Source organism: Amycolatopsis sp. BJA-103, from assembly GCF_002849735.1.
Taxonomy (GTDB): Bacteria; Actinomycetota; Actinomycetes; order Mycobacteriales; family Pseudonocardiaceae; genus Amycolatopsis.
The window spans coordinates 3,699,219-3,724,139 of the sequence record NZ_CP017780.1 but is presented as its reverse complement, the minus strand read 5'-3'; the positions used below and the strand labels follow the sequence as shown (position 1 = coordinate 3,724,139).

General features: G+C 70.0%; 17 protein-coding genes. 8 read left to right on the top strand and 9 right to left on the bottom strand.

Annotation, left to right across the window (positions count from 1 at the left end):
• Nucleotides 1–14 precede the first annotated feature (14 nt).
• Genes BKN51_RS16150 through BKN51_RS16140 form a run of 3 tightly spaced genes read right to left on the bottom strand, consistent with a single transcriptional unit; the run spans nucleotide 15 to nucleotide 11,062 of the window.
• On the bottom strand, nucleotides 15–6,794 hold the full coding sequence (locus tag BKN51_RS16150) for a non-ribosomal peptide synthetase/MFS transporter (protein WP_101608449.1): 6,780 nt from the start codon (nucleotides 6,792–6,794) through the stop codon (nucleotides 15–17).
• Between the two features lie 16 nt (nucleotides 6,795–6,810).
• The gene (locus tag BKN51_RS16145; protein WP_101608448.1) at nucleotides 6,811–7,794 is read right to left on the bottom strand and encodes an aldo/keto reductase; all 984 of its coding nucleotides are present in this window, start codon (nucleotides 7,792–7,794) and stop codon (nucleotides 6,811–6,813) included.
• A gap of 16 nt (nucleotides 7,795–7,810) precedes the next feature.
• Nucleotides 7,811–11,062, bottom strand: a complete 3,252-nt coding sequence (locus tag BKN51_RS16140) for a non-ribosomal peptide synthetase (RefSeq protein WP_101608447.1) — start codon at nucleotides 11,060–11,062, stop codon at nucleotides 7,811–7,813.
• 126 nt (nucleotides 11,063–11,188) lie between these two features.
• Between BKN51_RS16140 and BKN51_RS16135 the strand changes: the two genes are divergently transcribed.
• Together BKN51_RS16135 and menC are read left to right on the top strand one after the other, a co-directional pair.
• A complete protein-coding gene (locus BKN51_RS16135) occupies nucleotides 11,189–12,028 on the top strand; it encodes a hypothetical protein (RefSeq protein ID WP_101608446.1) in 840 nt (279 codons plus the stop codon).
• A complete protein-coding gene (gene menC, locus BKN51_RS16130; protein ID WP_101608445.1) occupies nucleotides 12,025–13,134 on the top strand; it encodes an o-succinylbenzoate synthase in 1,110 nt (369 codons plus the stop codon). Before BKN51_RS16135 ends, menC begins: the two co-directional genes overlap by 4 nt.
• Here menC and BKN51_RS16125 read toward each other — a convergent pair.
• Nucleotides 13,100–15,790: a beta-N-acetylglucosaminidase domain-containing protein gene (locus BKN51_RS16125; protein WP_233223136.1), complete on the bottom strand. Its 2,691-nt coding sequence runs from the start codon at nucleotides 15,788–15,790 to the stop codon at nucleotides 13,100–13,102. The genes menC and BKN51_RS16125 overlap by 35 nt on opposite strands.
• Nucleotides 15,791–16,110: 320 nt before the next feature.
• A complete protein-coding gene (locus BKN51_RS16120; protein ID WP_174720545.1) occupies nucleotides 16,111–16,749 on the bottom strand; it encodes a GntR family transcriptional regulator in 639 nt (212 codons plus the stop codon).
• Nucleotides 16,750–16,837: 88 nt separating this feature from the next.
• Between BKN51_RS16120 and BKN51_RS16115 the strand changes: the two genes are divergently transcribed.
• The 3 genes from BKN51_RS16115 to BKN51_RS16105 all read left to right on the top strand — a co-directional run bounded on the left by BKN51_RS16115 (nucleotide 16,838) and on the right by BKN51_RS16105 (nucleotide 19,603).
• Nucleotides 16,838–17,821 carry a YbhB/YbcL family Raf kinase inhibitor-like protein gene (locus tag BKN51_RS16115; protein ID WP_101608443.1) on the top strand — a complete coding sequence of 328 codons (984 nt, stop codon included), beginning with the start codon at nucleotides 16,838–16,840 and terminating at the stop codon, nucleotides 17,819–17,821.
• 42 nt (nucleotides 17,822–17,863) lie between these two features.
• Nucleotides 17,864–18,475 (top strand): SecDF P1 head subdomain-containing protein, encoded by a 612-nt coding sequence (locus BKN51_RS16110; protein WP_101613247.1) that lies wholly within the window; start codon nucleotides 17,864–17,866, stop codon nucleotides 18,473–18,475.
• A gap of 72 nt (nucleotides 18,476–18,547) precedes the next feature.
• Nucleotides 18,548–19,603, top strand: coding sequence for an LLM class flavin-dependent oxidoreductase (locus BKN51_RS16105; RefSeq protein ID WP_101608442.1), 1,056 nt, complete (start codon nucleotides 18,548–18,550; stop codon nucleotides 19,601–19,603).
• Nucleotides 19,604–19,739: 136 nt separating this feature from the next.
• Here the strand turns inward: BKN51_RS16105 and BKN51_RS16095 are convergent, their stop codons facing one another.
• Nucleotides 19,740–20,711 (bottom strand): M64 family metallopeptidase, encoded by a 972-nt coding sequence (locus BKN51_RS16095; RefSeq protein ID WP_101608441.1) that lies wholly within the window; start codon nucleotides 20,709–20,711, stop codon nucleotides 19,740–19,742.
• A 93-nt stretch (nucleotides 20,712–20,804) separates the two neighbouring features.
• Here BKN51_RS16095 and BKN51_RS16090 point away from each other — a divergent pair, with 93 nt between their 5' ends.
• The 3 genes from BKN51_RS16090 to BKN51_RS43745 all read left to right on the top strand — a co-directional run bounded on the left by BKN51_RS16090 (nucleotide 20,805) and on the right by BKN51_RS43745 (nucleotide 22,858).
• A complete protein-coding gene (locus tag BKN51_RS16090; protein WP_101608440.1) occupies nucleotides 20,805–21,779 on the top strand; it encodes a LysR family transcriptional regulator in 975 nt (324 codons plus the stop codon).
• A gap of 73 nt (nucleotides 21,780–21,852) precedes the next feature.
• Nucleotides 21,853–22,605 carry a S1 family peptidase gene (locus tag BKN51_RS16085; RefSeq protein ID WP_101608439.1) on the top strand — a complete coding sequence of 251 codons (753 nt, stop codon included), beginning with the start codon at nucleotides 21,853–21,855 and terminating at the stop codon, nucleotides 22,603–22,605.
• A 70-nt stretch (nucleotides 22,606–22,675) separates the two neighbouring features.
• A complete protein-coding gene (locus tag BKN51_RS43745; RefSeq protein ID WP_233223436.1) occupies nucleotides 22,676–22,858 on the top strand; it encodes a hypothetical protein in 183 nt (60 codons plus the stop codon).
• Here BKN51_RS43745 and BKN51_RS44670 read toward each other — a convergent pair.
• From BKN51_RS44670 to BKN51_RS16075, 3 genes are all read right to left on the bottom strand, one after another.
• A complete protein-coding gene (locus BKN51_RS44670; RefSeq protein WP_255414881.1) occupies nucleotides 22,848–22,979 on the bottom strand; it encodes a hypothetical protein in 132 nt (43 codons plus the stop codon). The genes BKN51_RS43745 and BKN51_RS44670 overlap by 11 nt on opposite strands.
• A 165-nt stretch (nucleotides 22,980–23,144) precedes the next feature.
• Nucleotides 23,145–24,134 carry a helix-turn-helix transcriptional regulator gene (locus BKN51_RS16080; RefSeq protein WP_233223137.1) on the bottom strand — a complete coding sequence of 330 codons (990 nt, stop codon included), beginning with the start codon at nucleotides 24,132–24,134 and terminating at the stop codon, nucleotides 23,145–23,147.
• Nucleotides 24,135–24,208: 74 nt separating this feature from the next.
• Complete coding sequence (locus BKN51_RS16075) at nucleotides 24,209–24,862, bottom strand: S1 family peptidase (RefSeq protein ID WP_101608437.1); 654 nt, start codon at nucleotides 24,860–24,862, stop codon at nucleotides 24,209–24,211.
• Between the last annotated feature and the right edge of the window lie 59 nt (nucleotides 24,863–24,921).

Sequence of the window (24,921 nt, the reverse complement as noted above, 5' to 3'; positions counted from 1 at the left end):
GGGACCGTTCCCCTTCACCGATTGTGGGCAGCGAGCAGTTCGTCGGCCTCGCGCTGCAGGTCGTCGCGCGTGCCGATGTTCGCGGGCGGGACGGCGTCGGGCAGCTCGTCTTCGATCAGCCGGAGCCGGGGGTTGAGCCAGCCGCGGACGGCCCACGCCAGCTGCAGCAGTCCACTGAGGACGATCAGCAGGGCGAGGCCCCGGCCCGGGGAATCCAGTAGCGGTTGGACGAACCGTTCGGCCAGCGGCCCGACGACGAGATAGCCCAGCGGCATGGTCAGCATCATCAAGGTGATGAACAGGGAGAGGACCCGGCCCTGGAGTTCGAGGTTGACCTTGCCCTGGATGATCGCGATCCAGTGGCCGTCGGCGAGGGATTCGCCGAAGCCGACGAGGAACATGCCGGCGATGATCAGCGCGGGCGAAGTGGTGAGGCCGACGAGGATCATCGCGACGCTGCCGACGCCCATCGCGATGAGCATTCCGTGGCTGCGCCGGGTGGTCCCGCCCCAGAGACCCATCACGACGCTGCCGGTGAGCGCGCCGACGCCGCCCGCGCCCAGCGCCATGCCCAGCACCGAGGCAGGTTGCTCCACCAGCAGCATCGGCGTGATCACGGCGAAACCCAGGGTGTAGAAGACGTGGTCGACGACGAAGAACCGGAGGGCGGCGCGCAGGCCGGGACGGCGGGTGATGAACTGCCAGCCGGTCCGGATCTCGGTGCGGAAGTTCTCCTCGCGCCGCCGGAACAAGAGGTTCGGGAAGCGGACGAACAGCAGGGTGAGCGCACCGGCGGCGAAGGTGCCCATGTCGACGAGCAGCACGCCGCTGATCCCGATCGGGCCGATCAGCGCGGCCCCGAGCATGGGGGAGAACACCAGCCCGACGCCGACACCGAGTTGCCCGATTCCACCGGCGTGACCGAGATAGCGCTTCGGGACCAGCTGGGCGACGGCCGCGAGATAGGCGGGCCGCTGGAACGCGCCGGCCACCGAAGTCACCGTCACGGCCAGATAGACGTGCCAGAGATGCAGGCCGTCCGACAGCATCAGGAAGGCCAGTGCCGCCATCGACAGCCCTGCCATGCTGTCGCTCACCAGCATGACCTTGCGCCGGTCCCACCGGTCGGCGACGGCGCCGGCGAGTGGCCCGGCCACGATGCCGGGTAGCAGGCCGATCGCGCTGACCAGGGCGAACGACGTGATCGAGCCGGTCTGCTGGAACACCCAGATGCTCAGCACCAGGGTGCTCAGCCCGCTGCCGACCATCGACAGGAGCTGGCCGAAGGCGACCACCGCGAACTTGCGCAGGTCGGGCTCCGCGCTGACGACCGGCGCCGGTTCCTCGGCGGCGGGCCGCTCGGAGACGAACTCGACCAGCGCTTCGGCGAGCGGTTCCGCGTGGCTCTTGAGGAAGAAGTGTCCCGCGTGCGGCAGGACGGCGAGGCCGACGTCGCCTTCGGTGAAATGCCGCCATTCCTGACGACGTTCCTGGTAATGCTCGGTGACCCGGTCGCGCGCGCCGACGACGGTGAGCACCGGCGCCTTCAGCGGCTCGAAGCTCCCTCGATACGCGGCGGTGAAGTACTCCTCCGCGTCGCGCGCGTCGTGGCGCACGTTGCGGAGCACGAAGGCCTTCTGCCCGTCGTCGTCGAGGTCGGTGAAGCCGCCGCGAGCACGGAGATACGCGAGGTATTCGCGGTCCGAGGTGAAGCGGTCCACCGGGACGTGCCGGTAGATCCAGTCGAAGAACCGCCCCGGCAGCCGCGCGGTGGGGAATCCCGCGCCGAGGGCGACTCCGGCCACGGGCAGGCCGGCGGCTTCGGCACGTCGTGCCACCTCCACGGTGAGGGCGACCCCGAGGCAGTGTCCATAAAGGAGGATCGGACCGTCGATCGACCGCAGTTCCTCCACGATGCGGCCGGAAACGACGTCGATCGGCTCCAGCTCCTCATCGGATCTGGAGCGGTCGTGGCCGGGGAGTTCCGCCGCGTGGAGTGCCCAGCCCGCCGGGAGAGCGTCGGCGAGTGGCTGGTAGGCGACGGCGCTGCCGCCGGAGTAGGGCACCGCCACGACCGTGCGCCCACCGCGGGCCGGGTCGGCGTCCGTCGCGGTCAGCCGGTGCAGCAGCCGTCGTTCGGTGGGCTCTGCTCTCGAACGCGCGTCGAGATGTGCGGCCAGCCGCCGGATGGTGGCGTGCTGGTACAGCTCGACCAGGCTGGGGGAGGGCTCGATCCGCCGGACGACCTTGAGCGCGGCGAAGGAATCCCCGCCGAGGGCGAAAAAGCTGTCGTCGATGCCGGGATCGGTGACCCCGAGGACGTCCGACCACGCCGCGGCGATCCGCTTCTCGGTGTCGGTCCTCGCCACCGTCCCGGTGGATCGCGGTCCGCCACCGGACGGCGCGGGCAGCGCGCGCCGGTCGAGTTTCCCGTTGGGGGACAGCGGGAGAGCGGGCAGGGTCAGGATGCGGGCGGGGACCATCTGCGGGGGCAGGCCCGCCGCGAGCGTCTCCCGGTAGACGGCTTCGTCGGCGTCGGACCCGTCGCGGGTCACGACGTAGCCGACGAGCTGCGAGCCATGAGGAGCGGCGGCGCACGCCACGACCCCGGGCAGCGCGCCCAGGGCGGCTTCGACCTCGCCGAGTTCGATCCGGTGGCCGTTGACCTTGACCTGATCGTCGAGCCTGCCGAGGAAATCGACCGTACCGTCGAGGTGGAACCGGGCCGAGTCACCGGTGCGGTACATCCTGGCGCCGGGCGCGAACGGGTCCGGCACGAACCGGTCCGCGGTCAGCCCGGGCCGTTCGTGATAGCCGGGGACGACGCCGAGACCGCCGAGGTACAACTCGCCTACGACGCCCGCGGGCACCGGCTGGCGGTGGGCGTCCAGGACGTAGACCCGGTTGTTCGGGAAAGGGCGTCCGATGGGCAGTGGCGCGTCGTCGGCGAGATGGTCGACAGAGCCTTCGAAGCAGACGTTGTCGACGGTGACTTCGGTGACGCCGTAGGAGTTGACGACGCGGTTGCCCGGCCCGACGAGCTGCCTCGCGAGCCGGAATTCCTTGACGTGCCACTTCTCGCCGCCACCGATCAGCAGGTCGACGAACCCGAGATCCTGCCCGCCGCGTTCGGTGTGGTCGAGCAGCGCCCGCAGCACCGCGGGCACGAGTTCGGAGCAGTTCACCCGCTCGGTCTTCATCAGCGCGAGGAGATCGGCGGGATCGAGCAGCGTTTCGCGGGGTGCGACGACCAGACGGCCGCCGCTGAGGTGCGCCCGCAGGGTCTCGCCCACGAACATGTCGAAGGAGAAACTGGCCGCTTGCAGGTATGTCCATTCAGGACGGAGCCGGTAGGCCTGCTGCCACATCCCCGCCGCGTGCACCAGGTTTCCGTGCGTGACCACGACTCCCTTGGGCCTGCCGGTGGATCCCGAGGTGTAGATGACGTACGCCGGATCATCCGAGGTGGTGACCGGCGGCAGATCGGTACCGTCGGCGGGGAGCTCACCGACGAGGTAATCCGCGTCGATGACGACCGTCGGTCCGCTGTCGGTCAACATGTACTCGAGGCGATCGGCGGGATAGGCCGGATCCAGCGGTACGTACGCGCCGCCCGCCTTGAGCACCGCCCACATCGCGGTGAAGAGCGCGGTGCCGCGGTCCAGGGTGATCGCCACCCGATGGCCGGGCCGCACACCCTCGTCGCGCAGTCGCCTGGCCAGCCGGTTGGCCCGGTGGTTGAGCTCGGCGTAGCTGACGGTGTCGCGGCCTACGGTGAGCGCTGGCGCGTCGGGTGTCGCGAGGGCGTGCCGCTCGAACAGCTGGTGCACGGCGATCGCGTCCGGTACCGGAGCGACGATGTCGTTCCAGTCGTCCACGATGCGACCGCGCTCGACGTCGGTGAGCATCGGGAGCCGGGTGATCGGCGTGCTCGTGCCGGAGGTCGCCGCGTCCAGCAGGGTCAGCAGGTGGTCGAGGATCGCCTCGATTCGCGCGCCCTCGAAGAGTTCGGTGGCGTAGTCGGCGTTCAGGGCCGCGCCGTCGGCGGGGAAATCGAGCCCGATCGCCAGATCGACCATCGTGGCGGACGGCGGCAACTCGCCCGTGTAGCGCAGGAGCGGATCACCGGGCGCCGGGGTGTTGTGCACCGTCAGCATCACCGGGCTCAACCGCTTGGCTCCGGCCAGCGCGGTCACCAGATCGGGTAATGCCAGCTCTTGGTGGTCCAGGTCGCCCAGGACGGCGTCCCGCACTCGCGCGACGAGCTCGGCGAAAGACGGCTCACCCGTCACGTCGCCGCGCAGCGGCAGGACGTTCAACGCCGGGCCGATCAGCGACGCCAGTTCGCCCGCCGACCGCCCCGCCACCGGGGACAGCACGGTGACGTCGGTGTGGCCGGTGTACCGCCGCAGAACGGTTTGCAGGCCGGCCAGGACCACCATGAACAGACTCGCCCGCTGTTCACCGGCGTACGACCGCAGCCGGTCCAGCAGAGCGGGGTCGATCCGCCGGGTGACCCGTTCGGCGGCGTAGGTGCGGGCCGCCGGACGAGGCCGGTCGGCGGGGAGTTCGAGGTCGAGATCGGCGCCGTCGAACCGGTCCCGCCAGTACGAGACGAGCGGCCGGTCGGCCTTCGCCCGGGCGGCACGGGCGGCGAGATCGGGCACGGGGACGGCCGGTGCCGGATCGGCGCCTGAATACAGCGCGGCGAGTTCCTGGCCGAGCACGCCCGCGGACCAGCCGTCGAAGGCGAGGTGGTGCACGATCAGGACGAGTTCGTCCTCGTCGAGGAACGCGTGCGCGACCGGGCCGTGCCGGTAGTCGATGCCGTCGCGATCCGGCTCGCCGAGGGTCAGCGGAATCGTGGCCGCGGGCTCGATGACCATGCTCGGTTCGGTGCCGTCGTCGGGGAAACGCGCTCTCAGCAGCGGATGCCGCCGCGACAGTTCGGCGAGGGCGGCGGTCAGCGCGGCGACGTCGACCGCTTCGGCCCAGCGGTACCGGATTCCCAAGGTGTAGACGGGAAGTTCGGCGCACAGCTGTTCGGCGATCCAGTAGTCGCGTTGCATCGGGCTCAGCGGGTGCGGGACCCCCTCGGCCAGTCCGGCGACGGTGGTTTCGGTCGCCCCTGTCGCTCCGGCGATGACTTCGGCGAGCGCGGCGACGGTCGGATCCGCGTACCACCGGGTGAGGGTCAGCTCCGCGCCGTGCCGCACGCGCAGGGCGGCGATGAGCCGGACAGCGTCCAGCGAATCACCGCCGAGGGAAAGGAAATCGTCGGCCGTGCCGGTGACGGCGCCGCCGAGGATCTCTTCGAACAGCGCGGCCGCGGATCTTTCGTCCGCGGTGAGCGCACTGTCGTGGCCGTGCTCGGGCGGAACCTCCGCCGCCAGCGCGGTCTTGTCGATCTTTCCTTGCGGTGTCAGCGGAAACCGGGGATGCCGGAGCAGGACGGCCGGGATGAGATGGGCGGGCAGGACGTCGCCGAGCGCGTTCCGGACGGCCGCGAGGTCGGTCGTGCCGGTGACCAGGTGGCCGATCAGCCGGGCCCTGCCGGTCTTGTCGTCGACGAGGACGACGGCGTCGGTGACGCCGTCGAGCTGCCGGAGGGCGGCTTCCACCTCGGCCGGTTCCACCCGGTGGCCCCGGATCTTGACCTGGTCGTCGAGCCGCCCGAGGAACTCCAGCTGTCCGTCATCGGACCAGCGGACCCGGTCGCCCGTGCGGTACTCGCGGCCGTGGCCGGGCGTCGTCACGAAGCGTTCGGCGGTCAGCTCCGGCCGGTTCAGATAGCCCTCGGCCACGCCGATGCCGCCGATCAGCAGCTCGCCGTCGTCACCGATCCGGCAGGTCACGCCGGGGTGCGGGACGCCGATCGGGACCACATCGCCCGACCATTCGGTCACGTCCGTCGCCGTGGCGCCCACCGTGGTCTCGGTCGGCCCGTAACTGTTGAACAGCCGGGTCACGCCGCCGACCGCGGCCTGCCACCGGCGCACCGCGTCGGGCCGCGCCGTCTCCCCGCCGATGATCACGCAGCGCACGCCCACCGGAACGGAGGTCTCGCCGCGGTCGAGCGCGGCGACCAGCTCGTGCCAATACGCCGTCGGCAGGTCCAGCACCGTGATCCCGAGCGCGCCGCAACGCTCGAAGAACAGGTCCGGCCTGCTGATCATGTCGTCGTCGCGCAGGACGAGGGTGGCCCCGCGGATCAGCGGGCAGAAGATCTCCTCGACGCTGGTGTCGAAGCTCAGCGACGCGAACTGCAGGATCCGGTCGCCTGGGGCGAAGGCGAACCTGTCCGCGAAAGCGCCGGTGAAGTCACGCAGCGACCGGCGGCCGATCAGGACGCCCTTCGGACGGCCCGTCGAACCCGAGGTGAAGATGACGTACGCGGGATCCTGCCGCGGTACGCCGCCCTCGAGAGGGGACACCCCATCGCCCGTGATCAGCGCGCTGGGCCGGGTCTCCTCGACCATCATGGCCAGCCGGGCTTCCGGATAGGCCGGGTCCAGCGGCACGTAGCCCGCTCCGGCCCGCAGCACCGCGAGGATCGCCACGATCGCGTCCCTGCCGCGCGGCAGCCGGATCCCGACCAGGTCGCCCGGCCGCACCCCGGCTTCGGCCAGCCTGTCCGCCGTCCCGGCGGCCATGCCGACAAGGGCTTCGTAGTCCAGCTCGCCGTCGGTGTCGGCGAGCGCCACGGCATGCGGCGTCCGGACGGCCTGCGCCGCCACGGACGACCAGACGTCGCCTTCCACTGTGGACAGTGGCGGCTCGTGGGTTCGGGTCACCGGTTCTCCTCGGTATTCACATCGACCAGTGCGTGGGTTTCCGGTCCCAGCGATGGGCGCGCAGCGCGTCGATCAGCTCCGGCGGCAACGGCGCGGTTCCGGAGACCGCCAGGTTCGACCGCACGTGCTCGGGACGGCGCATCCCCGGGATCACCGCTGAGACGGCTGGGTGGTGCAGGATGAACCGCAGCGCCAGTTCCGGCATGGTCATGCCGTCGGGGACCAGGTCCCGGAGCGCGTCGACCCGGTCGATCGTGGGCGGCAGGTTCTCCGGTCCGAAGTAGACGGCCCGCCAGTCTTCGGGCGGGAAAGCGGTGTCGGCGTTCAGGTTCCCGGTCAGCGATCCTTCGTCGAACGGCACCCGCGCGATGATCGCGATGTCCTCTTCGAGCGCGCGGGGGAAGAGTTCGTCCTCGGGGGCCTGGTCGAAGATGTTGTAAATGACCTGGATCGCGTCGACCAGGCCGGTGTCGAGGGCGGCGAAACAGTTCGACGGCTCCCACCGGTTGACGCTGATGCCGAAACCGTCGATCAGGCCCTCGTCCTTGAGCCGCGTGACGACCCGCTGCCAGCCGGGTTCGGCGGCCCAGCGGTCTTCCCAGACGTGGAACTGCAGGAGGTCGATCTTGTCGACACCGAGGTTGTCCAGGCTGCGACGGGTGTAGTCGAGGACGTGATCGACGGGGAAGACGTCTTCGAGGGTGTCCTGCGGGCGCGGCGGCCATTCGCGATTCAGCGGCGGGACCTTGGTGGCCAGCCGCATCTCGGCGCCGGGACGGCGGCGGCGCAGTTCGCCGAGCAGGCTCTCGGACTTGCCGCGCCCGTAGACCCAGGCGGTGTCGAAGAAGGTGCAGCCCAGTTCGACGGCGAGGTCGAGGGCGTCCGGCGCGATGTCGTAGTTCCAGCCGGTGAACCCGCCGGGACCACCGCCGATTCCCCACATGCCGTAGCCGACTTCGCCGACCTTCCAGCCGAGCCGTCCCATGGTGCGTTGCCGCATCCGCGTCTCATTCCTCTCAAGCACTGGCGGGTTCCTTCGGCCGGGTGGCGGAAGTGGTGAACAGTGCCGGGTTGTCCTGCAACAGGTTCTCGAGCACCTCGCGGACGGCGTCCTCGGTGGCTCGCCCGCCGGCGCGGTGTTCGACGATCGCCAGCAGCAGACCCAGCTCGACGTCACCGGTCGCCGCCGCGGACCGCAGACCGGCGAGGAAACGCAGGCAGGACACCCGATCCGCGCCCACGGGCAGCTCGTCGAACCGCACGCTGCCCTCGCGATAGACGTGCAAGGCGCGCCCCAGCACCGTCGGGTCCTGGACGGCCTCGACGACGATCCGCGCCACCGTGTCGACCGGGCTGTAGTCCGACCGGATCGCCGCCGCGGGCACCGTTCCGAGCCGCTCGAAGGCGGTGAGCAGCAGGTGGGTCAGCGCCGCCGAATTGGGGACGGCGACGTCCGTCGCGGGCATGACCTCGCCGAGGCGCAGCACCGTCACCGGAAGGTCGACGGCGGCGTCGACGAGCCGCTCACCCGCCCATTTGGACAGGCTGTACCCGCTCGACGGCGGGGTCACGGCGGTGATGTCGACGTCTTCGGGTACCGGACGGCCGGTGCGCAGGGCGTGGTCGTACAGCACGCCGAGCGTCGAGACGTAGTGCAGCGGGATGCCGCCCGCGGCGCGGGCGAAGCGGATCACCTCCGCCGTGCCGAGCACGTTCGGCTCGCGGTGCATGCGGTAGTCGTAGAGCAGGTTGACCAGGGCACCGGCGTGGATGACCAGGTCGCACTCTTCGGCGAGGGATCGCCACCGGGGAGCAGTCAGCCCGAAACCGGGTCTGGCGAGGTCACCGGCGACGACGGCGATCCGCGTGGCGTGGCCGTCGTGCTCCAGCTGTTGTGCGGCGAGCGCAGTCAGAAGACGTTGCCGTGCGTGGGAATCGTCGCGGCCGCGGATCAGGCAGCGCACCGTCAGATCGGTGCTCGCGAGCAGTTCGTGCAGCAGCCGGGCACCCACGAACCCCGTCGCGCCGGTCAGCAGGACCGTGCGCGGCGGCCGATCCCGCTTGTCACGCAACGGTGTCCGCGCCGTGCTGAGGCTGGCGAGGTCGGCGGCGACCAGATCCGACGAGGCCGGAACACGGTCGCGCCGGGCGATCAGGTCACGCAGACCGGCCGCCGTGGGATGGCCGGCGAGATCGCGCACCCCGACGTCCACTCCGAACCGGTCGCTCAGCTCGACCACGGCCGCGACGGCCTGCAGCGAGTTGCCTCCGGCGGCGAAGAAGTCGTCATCGGCGGTGAAACCGGGGTACCGCAACACGGTGCGCAGGACGGCGAGCACGGGATCGGCGCCGGTGTCGGAAGCCGGATCCGCGGGCCGCTCCGCCAGGGTCGCCAGGCGGCGACGATCGATCTTGCCCGCCGCGGTCAAGGGCATCTCTTCGACGACCACTCCGCGCCGCGGCAGGCTGCCTCGGGGCAGCTTGCCCCGCAGGTGGGAGAGGACCGCCCGGGAGCTCGCCGTCCCGGTGGTCACGAGCACGAGTTCACGGTCCACGACGAGCGCCGCCGCTTGCAGCACTCCGTCGCAGGCCAAAGCGGCCGTCTCGATCTCGCCGGGCTCGACCCGCATTCCGTCGATCTTGAGCTGGTGGTCGATGCGCCCACCGAAGTGGAACCTGCCCGCGGCGTCGACGTGTCCGAGGTCGCCGGTGCGGTACATGCGGCCGGACGTCGGGGAACTGAAGAAGCGTTCGGCGGTGCGGCCGGGTTCGCCGTGGTAGCCGATGCCGACGCACGCGCCGCCGATGACGATCTCGCCGGTGGCGCCGGGAGGCAGCGGCCGCCCGTCGACGTCGACGACGATCGCGACGCAGTTGTCGATCGGCCGCCCCAACGGCACGACATCTCCGTCGCAGGCGTCGACCTCGTGGAAGATCATGCCGATGGAGGCTTCGGACGGGCCGTAGGCGTTGCTGATCCGCAGCCCCGGCAGGAGTTCCCGCAGGCGGTGGACGTCGAGTGGGTTGATCTGTTCGCCACCGACCACGAGGTGGCGCAGCGAACGCAGCCTGCCGACGGTGGACGGCCGTTGTCGCAGCAGGGTCAGCAGCGCGCTCAGAACCGCGGGCACGAAGTCCGTGACGGTCACTTCGTGGGCTTCGATGAGGTCGATCGTGTGCTGCAGGTCGTGGTGGTCACCGGCGGCGGGCACCACCGTCGCGCCGCCGGTGGTCAGCGGCCAGAAGAGCTGCCAGAACGCGGAATCGAACGTGTGCCGGGTGTTCTGCAGGACCACTTCGCGGACGGCGGGCGGGCCGAACCAGCGGTCCATGAACGCCAGCCGGTTCGTCAGGCCCCGGTGCAGGTTGACCGCGCACAGGGGTGTCCCGGTCGTGCCGGAGGTGTACACGCCGTAGACGACGTCGTCCGGTCCTGGGCCGGGCAGGTCATCGGGTTCTCCGGCTTCGGCGAGATCGACGGGGATCGCCCGATCGCGGTGGGCTGCGGGTACCGCCGCCACGTCGGCGCACAGCACCACGGGAGCGTCGAGCAGGTCGAGGACCTGCGCGATCCGGCCCGTGGGCCAGTGGGGGTCGACGGGCACGTACCCGATCCCGGCGATCATCGCGGCCGCCCAGGACACCGGCAGCGCCAGGCCGTCCGCGACGAGGACGGGGATCAAAGCCCCGTTTTCCTTTGTCACCGCACGGATCCGGACGGCCAGCGCGTCGGCGTGACTGAGGAATCGTTCGTAGGTCAGCGTTCCGTCGGCGGCGTACACCGCCACGGTGTCCGGCGTGGCCCGGGCGACCGAGCGGATCCGCTCCGGGACACTGAGATAGGGACCGTGGTCGACCTCGGTCCCGGCGAGCGGGCCGAGCACCGCCGCTTTCGTGGCCGCGGAGAGCCCGTCGGCCTGGCCGAGGTCCACCGCCGGATCGGTCAGCATTGTGCCCAGCAGTTCGGCGTGCATCTCCGCGACGGCCGGAGCGGCGCGCTCCCAGAGGTCGCCCGGCGGGCAGCGCAGCTCGACGGACAGGAGGCCGGGGGAGCCGATCCACGCGTGCGCGACGGGCCCGGCGGAGCCGTCGGAGACGTTGTAGGCGTGGACGGCGACGCCCGTGCGGCCGAAGGTCGTGGAAGACAGGGAGAGGTCCCGGTCAAGTCGCCGGGCCACTTCGGTCAGTGCGTTGGCGGCCGCGTCCGTCAACGGGACCCCGGGTCTGAGCGGAGCGTGACGGCGGTGACTGCCCCATCCGAGGGTCATGTCACTCAACCAAGTGATCTTAGGAATCCGTTACGCGGACAGGAGACAACGCTTGTCCGAACTCGACCTGAACGATGATCGCGATGCCTGTAAGGTCACCCATTCGTTGGTCGAAGATGCAAACTTGTGGATCTCAGCGCGCGGACGAGCGCGGCGAAGGCCGCCGAGAAGTCCGGTGTCCGGATAGTGGCCTTGGAATCGATGGCGAGCGCTTTCGCTTGCGAACGGTTCCTCTGCGAGGTGTGGCGGACCGGTCCGGACCATCCGCCGATCGCCGCGGACGTCGTCAAGGCGATGGCCGACGCCGGGAGTTACGTGGCGGGCGCGTTCGACGAAGATCGGCTTCTCGGCGCCTGTATCGGCTTGTGGGGCCCGCCCGGGCGGGCCGGGATGCACAGCCACATCGCGGGCGTCCACTCCGAGGCCCGCGGCCGCGACATCGGCTTCGCCCTCAAACTGGATCAGCGGGCGCACGTCCTCGAGAACGGCGCCGACCGGATCAGCTGGACCTTCGATCCGCTCGTCGCCCGCAACGCACACTTCAACCTGCGCAAACTCGGTGGCACGGCGGAGGAGTACCTGCCCGACTACTACGGACCGCTGTCCGACGGGCTGAACAACGACGACGAGTCGGACCGCCTCATGCTGCGCTGGGACCTGCGCGGGGAACGGGCCAGAGCCGCCTGCGACGAGGACGCCCTGCCTGATTCCGGTGGACCGGTTCCGCGGGTATTGCTGGACATCGAGGACGATCGGCCGGTTCCCCGGTCGACGAGAGGGGGAACGGTCCTGATCGCCATCCCGCCGGACATCGAGCTTCTCCGCACCCGGAAGCCGTCGATCGCGCGGGACTGGCGGCTGGCGGTCCGCGACACCCTGGGCGCGCTGCTGGCGGACGGCGCCCGGCTGACCGGCTTCGACCGGGGCGCGTGCGGCTACGTTCTCAACCGAAGCGAGGGACGATGAGGATCGAACGCGTCGCACTCCGGCGCATCGCCCTGCCGCTGGTCAGTCCGTTCCGCACTTCCCTGGGCATCGAGTACGAACGTGTCGCGCTCTTGGTGCAGGTGACCACACCGGACGGCGACGGCTGGGGAGAATGCGTCGCCGGAGCCGACGCCAGCTACTCCTCGGAGTACGTCGAGGGGGCCGAAGACGTCCTTATGCGACATCTGGTGCCGCCCTTGCTGGCCGCCGGAAACGTGACCGCGCAGACCGTCGCGCCGCTCCTCGCCGGGGTCAAAGGCCATCGGATGGCGAAGGCCGCGCTGGAGATGGCGGTCCTGGACGCCGAACTCCGCGGCCATGGCCTGTCTTTCGCGGCCGGTCTGGGCGCCACCGCCACCAGTGTCCCGAGCGGCGTTTCGGTGGGGATCATGGACTCGGTGCCGGAACTGACCGACGCCGTCGCGGGTTACCTGGCGCAGGGGTACCGGCGGATCAAACTCAAGATCGAACCCGGCTGGGACGTCGCACCGGTGCGGGCGGTCCGGGAGAGATTCGGCGACGAGCTGCTTCTGCAGGTCGACGCGAACGCCGCCTACACCCGCGCCGACGTCCGCCACCTCGCCCGCCTCGACGACTTCGAGCTGCTGTTGATCGAGCAACCGCTCGACGAAGAGGACCTGCTCGGCCACGCGGCCCTCGCTCGGGGCCTCCGCACCCCGATCTGCCTCGACGAATCCGTGGTGTCGGCCCGGTCCGCCGCCGACGCCATCGCGCTGGGCGCCTGCCGGATCGTCAACGTGAAACCCGGCCGCGTTGGCGGCTACCTCGAGGCACGCCGCATCCACGACGTCTGCGCCGCGGCCGGTGTCCCGGTGTGGTGCGGCGGAATGCTCGAAACCGGGCTGGGCCGGGCGGGCAACCTCGCGCTCGCCGCGCTGCCGAACTTCACCCTTCCCGGCGACGTCTCCGCCTCGGACCGGTACTACGAAACCGACATCACCGAACCGTTCGTCCTGCGGGACGGGAACCTGACCGTCCCGGCAGGGCCGGGTCTCGGGGTCGCGCCGATCCCGGACGTGCTGGACGCGGTCACGACGTCGGCGCGGGAACTGAGCCGCGGATGACCACCTCGGCGAGTTTCGGCGCCGCGCCTCCCGGCGTCCAGAGGAGCCGGACTCGATCGGTCACGACGTCCTGAGCGGGCAGTTCCGTGTAGCCGCCTGTCATTCTGCCGATCGTCCGCCAGCCACCCGCCGCGTCCGCGACCTGGACGTCGGCACCCGCCCCGGCTTCCGCGGCCAGGACGACGACCTCGCCCACCGGCACAGGCGTGGCGGCCGCGACGACGAGCGCGTCACCGGATACCGGCGCCGATGCCGCCGTGTACACCGAATCCGCGTTGTTGTCCGCGGCCGCGGCGAGGTTCGATCCCGCCGGTGTCCCGGTCACGGCGTACTTCGGACTGTCCGGTGTGGACACCGTGAACTCCCGGACCACGACCCAGAAGGGCTGCGTGCCGGCTATCCGCACGCGTACGAACCGAGCCTGCGCGCCCTCGGGTAGGTCCGCCGAGAGCACGGGCTCGGTGACCGTCTTCACCGCCGTCCACTGCTTGCCGTCGGCGGAGTATTCGAGGACACCGTTGTGGACGAAGTCGTCCGGGCTGGTCGGTTTGCCCATCGTGATGTCGACATGGGACACCCGTTGCGCGGTGCCGAGGTCGACGCCGATGGTGTCGCCGACGCGGGGAGCCCAGTCGCTCCAGTAGTAGGTCTCGGGGTCGCCGTCGACCATCCGGGCGGGCACGTTGTCGGTGTAGGTCCCCAGTGACGTCGTCGGCTGCGGCCGGATTCCCGGCAGGCCGAACCAGCGGTCGGCCGTGGCGAGCGCGCTGTTGAGGAACGGCACGCAGACGTCCGTGCAGGTGCTCGGGTTGCGCGGCCCCCGGGCGGTCTGGACGCGGATGTCCTGCGCCTTCTCGAGCGCGGCGACGAGCTCCCCGCGTTCCGCCCACGCCTTCGCGCCGTCACCGTCGTACTGTGCCAGCAGCATTTTCACCGCGTGCCCGCCTGCTTGACCGTAGAGACCGACCTGGTCGAGCCACGGTCCGACTTCGGCGAGGAACTTCGGATTCGACGCCATGCCGCGGCGCAGGTCGTCGGGATCGGCGGCCATCGCGGTGAGATAGCGATCCAGTTTCGCGGCGGCGTCCCAAGGATCCTTCTTCTCCAGCGCGGCCCAGAACGCGGCGAGCAACGGGCGCAGTACCGGGGAATCGAGGTCCGGCTTCCCGGTGTCGAGCCGGACGAGCAGACTCGAATAGTTGTTCTCCGCGAACACCTTCAACGCCGGCGCGGACGGACCGGCGAGATCGGCGATGGCGGCGAGCCACGACTTGTCGGGGTCGTACGCCTCCGGGTTCCACAGGAAGTCACCCGAGGTGAATTCGGCGATCTTGGACGCCTCGGCCTGCACCATCGGATTCGCGGTGATCCCCGAGAGGAACTTCGCGACCCCGGGCTCGCGGCCGATGTACGGGCCGAGCAGCAGCCGTTCGGTGATGTAGTCGTTGACCGGGTAGTTGTCCCAGATGAGGATGTCGTGTCCGAAGACCTCTTTCGCCTCCCGGGCCTGCTTCTCGGTGATCTGCCCGGCGATCACGCCGACGCCGGTCCATTCGACGATCACCGCCTTGTCGAGCTGGGTGCGCAGCGCGGTCTTGTACGGCGAGTCGGCGAGGTCGTAGTACTCGGTCGGGACGGTCTGCAACCGCTCGACACCGGGATGGGTGGCGATGAAGTCCTGCTGCACCCGATTGAGCAGGAACGACTGCGCGGCACCCGCCGCCGCGCCGCCGGTGCCGAACTTCGCGGCGTCGGCGTCGCAGTTCCAGCGGGTGTAGGAGATGTCGTCGAGCGGGATCGCGAACGACCGCACCCCGATGTCCCACAGGGATTGGAACTTCGTGACCAGCGCGGCCTCGTCGGTGTCCGAGGAGTAGCACACCGAAAGACCGGGGGAGAGGGCATAGGTGAATTCGACGTGGTTCGCGGTGGCGCGGGCCACCAGCTGCGAGAGCACCGCGAGCTGCTCGGGCGGGTACTGGTCGCGCCAGCGGGCTCGCAGGAACGGGTCGTCCTTGGGGGAGTAGACGTAGATGTTCTGCTTGGTGCGGCCGTAGAAGTCCAGTTGCGCCAGCCTGTCGGCGTGTGACCACGGTGCCCCGTAGAAGCCTTCGATCACCCCGCGCAGCGGCGCCGCGGGCCAGTCGCGCATGCTGAAGGCGCGGCTCTTGCCGGACGCGAAAAGCTGCCGGAACGACTGCGCGGCGTAGAACGTGCCCGAAGTGTCCACACCGGACAGCGCGATCACGCCACGGTCGGCGGCGAGGACGTAACCCCCGCGAGGCAGGCCGTCCGGCCCCTGGACGCGGAGCGCGGCGAGCGCGAGGGCGGTCGCCCGGCTTTCGGTGGGGCCACCGACGAAGACGACGAGCCCGCCGTTGCCGCGCTCCCGGTCGACGGCGGCCCGGTCGCCGTCGGTGAGCTTGACGATGGTGCTCGCACCCGCGGCGCGGAGCACCTGATCCACGACGGCGAGCGCGGACGGATCGGTGTCCCGGCCGACGACCTCGACGACGGTGCGCGGGATGGTCACCTGTCCTGGCCGCGGCGTCGTCTGCTGGGGTGTCGGCCACACCTTCGCGAGAGGCGGGGAGTCGGCCGCCGCTGTCGCCGGTGCGGGGATGGCGACCGCCACCGCGGTCGCGAGCAGCGTCACCGGAATGAGTCGGAGTACCCAACGGAAGGACATCGGCTTGCCCCCAAAGCGTCGATTGGCGACGTTCTGTGAGACAGCAAACACCCGATGTGATTACCTGGGTAGAGCGATATGGGTGATTTTCCGACAGTGGGCGCGCGTGGTGGGGCCGGCGGTATCGCCGAGGCTGCAGAAGGCGATCACGTAGTCCGTGAAGGCCTCCTTCACTACCTTCAGGGTAGGCAAGGAGGCCTTCACGGACCTGCGCCCGGCTCCAGTCACAAGCAGCAGGTACCTAAACCCTTTGGCTCCAACTGTCCTTGGCACTCACGAGCGGTTCGCTACGTCCCGTCGGCCAGCGCGGCCGCGGTCTGCGTGAGATGCCGGGTCAGCGCGTCTTCCGCCGCGTCGGCGTCGCGGGCCAGTGTCAGTTCCTCCAGCAGGCGGTGTTCGGCGTGATGGTCCCGGCCGGGCGCGCGGTGCGCCGCCCAGCGGCGAGCCAGTTCGCTCGCGGTCCACATCCGGTCGAAGGTCTCCAGCAGGACGGGGTTTCCGCAGCCCTCCAGCAGGGTGCGGTGAAAGACGCGGTGCGCTTCGGACCACGCCCCGCTGATGTACTCGCCCTCTTCCGGCACGAACGGCGGCGTACGGCTCAACCGGTGATGAGCGGCCCGGACGCGGGCCTCCCAATCGAGGTCGCCCCGTTCGATGGAGAGGCGCAGCACGAGCGGTTCGATGGTCCGGCGGGCCTCGGTGATCTCCTGCCAGCGGCGATCGGAGAAGGCCGGCACGGCGAAGCCCCGGTTGGGCAGCCTGTCGGCGAGGCCGTCGCCGACCACGCGCACGAGGGCCTCACGGACGACGGCGAGGCTCACGCCCTGTTCCTTGGCGAGATCCTGCGGTTTCAGCGCGGCGCCGGGGGCGTGGTCGCCGCGCATGATCGCGTCCCGCAGGCGGGTGTACACCTGCTCGGAGAGCATCTGCTTGTCCGGCGACGGCGAAGCTGGGGGCATCGACGAAGTATAGACGAACCGGTAGATAATCGATTATCTGTGTTATGGTCGATTCATGACCACCGTCAACGACCCTTTCGCCCGCCTGCCCGAGGCGGCTTCCTTCGTCGTCACCAGTACCTCTGTCGCCGACGGTGCTTCCTGGTCGCCCGATCAGTGGGCCGGGAAAGACGTTTCACCGCAGCTGAGCTGGAGCGGTGCCCCGCTGGGCACCAAGAGTTACGCCGTCACCGTCTACGACCCCGACGCTCCCACCGGCTCCGGTTTCTGGCACTGGGCGGTCGCCGACATCCCCGCCACCGTCACCGAGTTGCCCGAAGGCGCCAGCGATGACAGCGGATCGGGGCTGCCCGAAGGTGCCTTCCAGGTGCTCAACGACGCCCGTGTCGCCCGCTTCCTCGGCGCCGCTCCGCCTGCCGGGCACGGCGTGCACCGCTACTTCGTCGTGGTGCACGCCCTCGATGTCGAAACGCTCGGCGTCCCGGCCGACGCCACGCCCGCCTTCCTCGGCTTCACGATGGCCTCGCACGTTCTCGGCCGCGCGGTCCTGATCGCCACGGCGGAAACGCCGGGTGCCGAGCGCGTCGAGGTTTCCCGGCTGATCCCCGCGTCCGCGGACGCGATCTTCGCGGTCCTGAGCGACCCGAAGGGCCACGTGGACATCGACGCCTCGGGAATGCTTCTCGACGCGGAAGGGGAGCGCGTCGAGAAGGCGGGTGACCGGTTCCGGGTCCACATGGACCGGGAAGCGCTCGGGGACGTGCCGCTCGGCAAGTACGACGTCGAGGTCGTCATCACCAAGCTCAACCCGGACGAGGAGATCGCCTGGACGGTGGAGGGCCGGATCCGGCCGCACGCCCGCCACATCTACGGCTACCGGCTGGAGCCCGCCGAGGGCGGCACTCTCGTGACGTCGTACTACGACTGGTCGGAAGTCGACGAGGAGTGGAAGGAGCGCCTCACCTTCCCCGTCGTCCCCGAGTCCGCGCTCAAGGCCACCCTCGGGATTCTCGAGCGGACTGTCCGGCGACGAAGCTGATTTCCCCCACGCGAGGACGCTGAACGCGACAGAATGTCGTCCGTGCGAACCCTTTGCGTTGCGGCTGCCCTCGTCCTGCTCGGTCTCACCGGGTGTCAGGCCGACGTTTCCGGCCGTCCCGAGCCCGATGGTGACGGATTCGTGATCAAAGACGGATCCCGGTTGCGGTTCCGGCCGGTCGTGGCCGAGCTCCCGCCGGGCCCGGCGACCGGCTCGGCGACGAACCGGCAGAGCACGGATCCCGCCGAGCAGCAGGCCGCCGCGGCGGCGCTGGACTGTGCGAAGGGGCCGGACCCCTTGGACGGCCGCGACGATCCGGCGCTTCCCCTGGTCAGCTGCGACCGCGTTCAGGGCACGAAGTACCTGCTCGGTCCGGCGTTCCTCACCGGAGCCGACCTCAGCCGGACGAACGCGCAAGTCGATCCCCGATCGGCGGGCTCGATCATCGAGCTCAGCTTCACCACCGCGGGCGCGAAGACGTGGGCCGACTGGACCGCCGCGAACGTCGGCAAACAGGTCGCGATGGTGCTCAAGAGCCGCGTTCTGACCGCGCCGACGATCCAGTCCGCCATCACCGGCGGGGAAACGCAGATCTCCGGGAAGTTCACCCTGCCCGAGGCCCGGGAGCTGGCGCGCGACATCGCCGGCGGCTGACCCCGGCGACCGCCCGGAATACGATCGGCGAGACCGACGTTTGAGCGTTCAACTACTTTGAGGAGTTGGACAATGGGTTACGAGATCCTGGGCACCCGGCAGGCGCCGTCCTTCGGCCTGGACACCTTCGGAGACGTCGAGAACGGCCCGGACGGCCAGCCGGTGAGCCAGGCCGAGGCCATCCGCCAGGTCGTGGCCGAGGGCGTGCTCGCCGACCAGGTGGGGGTGGACTACTTCGGCGTCGGCGAACACCACCGCGCGGAGATGGCGGTGTCCTCGCCGGACGTCGTGCTGGCCGCGATCGCGGGCCGGACCGAACGGATCCGGCTCGGCACCGCGGTCACGGTGCTCAGCTCGGACGACCCGGTGCGGGTGTACGAGCGGTTCGCCACGCTGGACGCCGTTTCCCGGGGACGCGCCGAGGTCACGCTCGGCCGGGGCTCCTTCACCGAGTCGTTCCCCCTGTTCGGTTATTCGCTGGAAGACTACGAAGCGCTGTTCGCCGAGAAGCTCGACCTGTTCACCCATCTGCAAGGCGAGAAGCCGGTCGACTGGGCCGGGACGGTCCGTCCCGCGCTGGAGGGCGCGCAGGCCTTCCCGGTCACTGAATCGGGCAGTCTGCCCGCCTGGGTCGGAGTCGGTGGCACGCCGCAGTCGGTGGTCCGCGCGGCCGCGTACGGCCTGCCGCTGGTGATGGCGGTGATCGGCGGATCGCCCGAGCGGTTCGCACCGCTGGCCGACCTGTACCGGCGTGCCTTGAAGGAGGCGGGCCACCAGGAACTGCCGATCTCCATGCACAGCCCGGGCCACGTCGCCGAGACCGACGAACTCGCGGTGGCGCAGCACTTCCCGCATCACCAGGCCGCCTACGCCAAGATCGGCGCCGAACGCGGCTGGGGCCCGATGTCCCGTGCCGACTACGACGCGATGGCCGGACCACACGGCGCGTTGTTCGTCGGATCCGTGGAGACCGTCGCGCAGAAGATCGCCTGGGCCGTGCGGACCCTCGGGCTGTCGCGATTCCAGCTCAAGTACGGGGCGGGCGCGCTTCCGCACGAGCACCGGATGGACTCGATCCGCCTTTACGGCGAGCAGGTCGTTCCCCGGGTGAAGCAGTTGCTCGGCTGACCTCGAAGCCCCCGGCGGCGGACACGGATCCGTTGGCACGGAACGTATCGCGCACGCCGGGGAGCGCGTGGTTCTTCGAGCGGTATCTCCGCCGCTTCATGCGGGACATGGCGGCGGGGCTCGCCGCCGGCTCGCCCTAGTGGTGGTGCGTCAGCTCGGCGGCTTCACGGTGGAAGCCGGCGATCATCGCTTCGGTGCTCGGCGGGTTGAAGGGCTGCCCGAGCGTGCGCATGAGCGAGTTCACGCTGGGGCGGTACATCCCGGTCTTGCAGTACCGGGAGCCTTCGAAAGCGCCGACCGTGCCGCCGTCGGGGGAGGGCTTGCCGAGCCAGGTGTGCCACTTGGCGCGGCGGTCCCGCATCTGCGTCGCGGTCAGCGCGGACGCGTTGGGCTCCCGGGGTTCGCGGGTTTCGCAGGTGCCGTAGTCGTATTCGTCGGCCAGCCCGCCGATGGAGTGCCCGAGTTCGTGGGCGACGATCTGGCTGGCCTGGAGGTTGCCGCCCGAGGAAGTCGCGACGCCGCCGCCCGCGCCACCGTATTTGGTGGTGTTCGCCAGCATGATGACCTGATCGACGTCCGGCGCGGCCGCGGCGTACTGGTTCGCCTTGGTTTCGTTGACGCACAACAGCCGTTCGATGCCGCCGCACCAGAAGTAGGAGCCCAGCGCGGTGTTCTTCCGCACTCCTTGGGTCGGGTCGTTGGTGACCCCGGACTGGGCGGAGACGACATCGACCTGCCAGAGGTTGAACTGTTTGCGGTAGCTCTTGTACGGCTCGATGGCGAACAGTGCCGAGATGCTGGAGCGGACGTGCTGCGAGTACGTGCCCAGCTGCGTCGAGGTGTAGCCGTCACCGACGAAGACCAGGTCGAAGGTGGTCTCGCTGGGGCCGTTGGTTTCGATCGGCGTCACCGCCGCGGCGTTCGCGATGCGCTGCGGCGCGGCGGTTCTGTCCGAAGCCGGCCGGCTGACGTCGACCCGGGTGATGGTTCCGCCGGGTTCGAAGGCCTCCATCGAAGTCGTGAATCGGGGAGCCGCCGACGCCGTCGCGGGAACGAGGCCGGTGACGAGGGTGGCGGTCAGCGCGAACATGAGACATGCGCGTCGCATGCGTACTCCTTGCGGGGAGGGAGGGGAGTACGAAAAACGATCCCGACTTTCGACGGCTTCCGGCACATCCCAAGTGGCCATAAGGTCCGCGTGATGGATGTCGAGTTACGTCATCTGCGGGTGGTGTGCGCCGTCGCGGACGCCGGCAGCATCACGCGCGCGGCGATCGGCATCGGGAGCAGTCAGCCCGCGCTGACCGCCGCCCTGCAACGGATCGAGCGCGCGTTCGGCGGAACGTTGTTCGTCCGCAGCCGGGACGGCGTCTTCCCCACGGCGTTCGGCGAATGCGTCCTCGGGCGCGCGCGGGCCGTCCTCGCCGCGGCGGACACGATGCACCAGGACGCGGCGCGCTGGCTAGTGGACGGGGAGGAACGTCCTGTCGCGCTGGGTGGGATCGGCGGTTCGATGGTCGTCGAGCTGGCGGACCGGCTCGGTGATCCCGGCCGGGCGCAAGCGGTTTCGGTGACCACCGAGTTCTCGCCCTTGAGGCTGCTGGATCTCGTGGCCGGCGGGCAGCTCGATGCCGCGGTCGTCGCCGACTACCCCGGTCACACCCTGCCCGCGGCACCGGGGGTGGCGCTGCGGCCGCTCGCCGCGCAACCGGTGTTCGTGGCGATCGCCGCGGACCATCCGGCCGCCCGCGGCGCCGAGATCGATCTCGCGGACCTCGCCGGGGAACGCTGGGTGCTCGGGCCGTCCGACGGCGCGGGCTGGCCGGAATGCTTCGAGGAAGCCTGTGCACTGGTGGGATTCCGGCCGCAGGTCGCGCACCGGAGCACGGAACTCCGGCCGCTGCAGCGGTTGATCGCGGCGGGCCGGGCGATTTCCCCGTGCCAGGTCACCTTCCCCGCCACCCCCGGGATCGCGATCCGCTCGCTCGCGGGGGATCCGCTGTGGATGCGGTACCTGATCGCCTGGAACACCGCGGGAGCCTTCGGCGGGACCAGCGACGTCTTGATCGCCGCGGCCGAGGCCGCCTACCTCTCCGACACCGACAGCAGCCACACCTACCGGCACTGGCTCGCCCGCCGCGGCGAACCCGTCACCGGACGGCGTGCCATCGGGTGACACCTGGTCGGGGAATTCCCCTTGTCGGGCAGTGGGTCCTAGCCTCGGAACCTCACCGACGAAGGGTAAGAAATTGCGTCTGCGCGCCCTGCTGGCCGCTGCTGTCCTGACCATCACCACCGCTCCGGCCGCGCTCGCCGCGCCGGACGTCGCCCACGGCACGGACGTCCCACCAGGACAATTCGGGTTCGTCGCGAAGATCGCGATGACGAAGATCCCCCGCCCGGACGGTTCGACCTACAGCAGCTACTGCACGGGCGCGCTGATCGCGCCCGGCTGGATCATCACCACCGGGCACTGCTTTCACGACGCGAACCGCAAACGTGTCTCGGGCAAGGTGCCGTATCCGACGACGGTGACGTTGGGCCTGGTCGACGAAGCGACCGAATCAGGCGTGGCCCGCAAGGCGACCGAGGTGCTGCAGGCGAAGGAGAACGACGTCGCCCTCGTCAAACTGGACACCCCGGTGAGCACGGTGGTCCCGCTGACGGTGAACCGCGTGCTCCCGAAGGTCGGCCAGCAGTTGACGCTGGCGGGCTGGGGGAGCCTGACCGCCACCAACCCGGCTCCGGCGACGCGCATGCAGCAAGGAACCGTTCAGGTGGCGACGGTCGCCCCGACGACGGTGGGCGTCCGCGGCGCGGCCCCGGCGATCACGACCAGTGCCTGCACGTACGACTCCGGCGCCCCGTACTTCGTCCCGGGAGGCAAGAGCGGTTCTTTGGTCTCGATGGAAGCCACCGGACCGAACTGCCCGCACGCCGGGATCGAGACGACCTCCCGCGCGGACGTCATCGCGGACTGGATCGCCACCCATACGGCGTAGCGGATCGTTTCGGCCGCCGGCGGAACGGGTAGCCGCGTGATCAGGAGGTACTGCGATGAGGAGTGCTCGAATGACCGCGCCGCCGGCGCCGCCGAACCCGATGCCGCCGGACCCCGGAGTGCCCGATCCCGGTATTCCCGAGCCGGTGCCGGACCCGGGCAAGCCCGAACCGCTCCCGGACCCCGGGGTCCCCGAGCCGCTGCCCGAACCGGGGCCTGCACCTCAGCCGGGAACGGCCGGGCTCAGAGGCTGAACGCGAGCCAGAGCGCCAGCCAGGCGCAGGCCGCGACCGCGACGACGACCGCGAAAACCCGCAGGCCCGCGGCGGCGATCCGGAGCGACGCCGTGCCGTTGTGCTGTCGGTGGTTCCCCATGATGCCGCCCTCCTTTCAAGATCACCTTCCGCTTTCCCGGCGCTCGCCGCAGCGGGAGCGGTGTACCCGGGTGACCCCATCCGGGTGAGGGCGACCCGCGTCTAGTCCTCTTGTTGCGGTGGTTGGCGACACGAACTACCGCAACTAGAGGACTGAACGCGGGGATCAGAGCCAGCGGTTGTGGGCGGCGAAGACCCCCAGTTGGAACCGGCTGGAGACACCGGCGCGGTCCATCAGGGTTTCGAGATAGCGGAACAGCGTGCGCCTGCTGACGCCGAGTTCGGCGGCGATCTCGTCGTCCTTGCGCCCTGCGGCGAGCAGGATCAGCAGCTCCCGTTCGATCGGCCGGATCGGCTGCTCGGTCGCCTCGCCGCTCTGATCGAGGGGGAGCGCCGCGGCCCAGGAGGTTTCGAACAGCCCCTCCAACGCGGAGAAAAGACTACAGGGCCGCACGATGACGATCGACTGGTTGCGGTCGGCCTCGCGGATGGTCAGCGCGATGGTGGCCGCCCGGTCGTCGAACAGCGTGAGTTTCACCGGGAGTTCGGGCAACAGCCGTGCCTGCTCACCGGCTCGCAGGCACGGAAGGATGTTCCCGGTGAGATAGCCGGGGTCGCCCAAGGACGCTCCACTGTAGACACAACGGTAGGAGATCCCGCGCCGCAGCTGGTCTTCTTCGAGGAGATTCCGGCGGCCGCCGGTGAAATAGGGCGGGGAATCGAGACGGCGCACCTGCTGCCGCACCATGGTCGCGAGGTGCTGCAAGCGGGGAACGATGGCGTCGCCGGTGACCACTTCGAGCAGGTCCTGCGCGTGCGGCATCCCCGTATGCGCCCGCCGGAAGGCCCGGTACGCGGTCTGGACCGCGAGCCGCGCGTCGTGCAGCTCTGCCTGCCTTCGCGTGGTCAGCGCGGCCAGTGCCTCACCGGGGTTGGCGGGGAGGAACTCGGTCCCGTCCACTCCGGACGACACCGCGAGGCCGGCGTCGGCCAGTTCCTTCAGTGCCAGATGGACGGTCTCCGCGTCGCCGTCCCGCCAGGACAGTTCCTCGGCGGTCACCGGCGCGCTTTCGAGCATCCGGCGGTAGATCCGGGCGGCGGGCTCGCCGAGGCCCAGCCTGGTCAGCTGCGCGCCGAACCCGTCCGGGGGAGTCACCGATGCCACTCTGCACCTGCCTCTCAGCGGTCCGGGAGCGGTGGCGCCACCGCTCCCGGACCGGTTCACCCGAGCTAGACGCCCGACGTGTCGCGGATCCAGGTGCGGTTCGACGCGATGCTGGTGTGCGTCGAGCTGTCCACCTTGTTGCCCGCGATGTGCACGCCGACCTGCTTGCCACCGACGAAGACCGGTCCGCCCGAGTCGCCGCCGTTGGTCAGCCCGTTGCCCCGGCGGGCCTTGATCAGTCCATTCCCGACACTGGTCACCTTCATCTGGGCGACCTTGAGGTAGCGCTGAAGATCGCCGTCTTCGTTGTAGCCCCAACCATAAACGTATTCGGTGTCACCGGTGGCGACGGAAGTGCCGAGGGACGAGTACGTCGTGCTGACCGAGCGGTCGAGCTTGAGCAGGGCGATGTCGGCACCACTGGAGGGCGTGTGGATGGCGGTCACGACGGCATAGGTCCCGGCCCGGTGATCGACGTCGCCCACACGGACCGAGTACTCGGCACCGGGTTCGTCGATGCAGTGCTGGGCGGTGAGTACCCAGCGGGCGCTGATGATCGAACCGGAGCACCACTGCTCGCCGTTCTGCTCGATCATGGCCGCCCAAGGACCGGATTGGGCGTATCCGCCGTCGATGATGGGGGCCGCGCCGGCGGCGGGCGTGACCGTCGTGAGCCCGGCCGCGCACAGCAGTGCGGTGAGGAGAACTCGGATGCGCATGGGTGCCTTCCACTACAGGGAACTACAGAAAGAAATGGGGAAATCGACAGGGCGCCCAT

What these genes read in the sequence shown, in the direction of transcription:
- BKN51_RS16145 (WP_101608448.1), bottom strand. Translation starts at nt 7,794, where the DNA reads ATGCGGCAACGCACCATGGGACGGCTCGGCTGGAAGGTCGGCGAAGTC.
- BKN51_RS16140 (WP_101608447.1), bottom strand. Translation starts at nt 11,062, where the DNA reads ATGACCCTCGGATGGGGCAGTCACCGCCGTCACGCTCCGCTCAGACCC.
- menC (WP_101608445.1), top strand. Translation starts at nt 12,025, where the DNA reads ATGAGGATCGAACGCGTCGCACTCCGGCGCATCGCCCTGCCGCTGGTC.
- BKN51_RS16120 (WP_174720545.1), bottom strand. Translation starts at nt 16,749, where the DNA reads ATGCTCTCCGAGCAGGTGTACACCCGCCTGCGGGACGCGATCATGCGC.
- BKN51_RS16115 (WP_101608443.1), top strand. Translation starts at nt 16,838, where the DNA reads ATGACCACCGTCAACGACCCTTTCGCCCGCCTGCCCGAGGCGGCTTCC.
- BKN51_RS16105 (WP_101608442.1), top strand. Translation starts at nt 18,548, where the DNA reads ATGGGTTACGAGATCCTGGGCACCCGGCAGGCGCCGTCCTTCGGCCTG.
- BKN51_RS16095 (WP_101608441.1), bottom strand. Translation starts at nt 20,711, where the DNA reads ATGCGACGCGCATGTCTCATGTTCGCGCTGACCGCCACCCTCGTCACC.
- BKN51_RS16090 (WP_101608440.1), top strand. Translation starts at nt 20,805, where the DNA reads ATGGATGTCGAGTTACGTCATCTGCGGGTGGTGTGCGCCGTCGCGGAC.
- BKN51_RS43745 (WP_233223436.1), top strand. Translation starts at nt 22,676, where the DNA reads ATGACCGCGCCGCCGGCGCCGCCGAACCCGATGCCGCCGGACCCCGGA.
- BKN51_RS44670 (WP_255414881.1), bottom strand. Translation starts at nt 22,979, where the DNA reads ATGGGGAACCACCGACAGCACAACGGCACGGCGTCGCTCCGGATCGCC.
- BKN51_RS16075 (WP_101608437.1), bottom strand. Translation starts at nt 24,862, where the DNA reads ATGCGCATCCGAGTTCTCCTCACCGCACTGCTGTGCGCGGCCGGGCTC.